General features: G+C 62.1%; 1 pseudogene. It reads right to left on the bottom strand.

Annotated elements, in window-relative coordinates:
• Positions 1-44 precede the first annotated feature (44 nt).
• A pseudogene (locus AC1DGP_RS35350) lies at positions 45-419 on the bottom strand (aspartate 4-decarboxylase); the annotation flags it as partial.

The following is a 419-nucleotide window of genomic DNA, read 5'->3' on the forward strand; positions in this document are numbered from 1 at the left end:
AGGAAATCACCTGCCCACACCTTCACTCCTGCCGCTCTCGCGCGTCAGGGCTTTTTGGCGAGAGCGAGATTGTAGGCATCGAAGGCCTGGCGGTAGCCACGCGCCACCGCGCGGGTAGCGCGGCCGATCTGGCTGTAGACCTCGTCGTCGAGATTGGCGAAGGAGACGCGCACCGACCAATCGGGGGCGTGGAAGCCGCCGCCGTTCAAGAGCACGATGCCGTGGTCCTCGGCGAGGCGGAAGACGATGTCGAGCGGGTGGACGTGCTCCTTCATGTAGCTCACCACCTCGGGGCCGACATATTTGTTCGCCCAGAACTCGAAATCGATCAGGCCGTAATAGCGATCATGCAGGGGGTTGTCGGGCACATCGATGCCCAATCCTTCGATCATCCGGTCAACGCGGGACTTCACGATATC

This window comes from Allobosea sp. 05T433, from assembly GCF_056396065.1.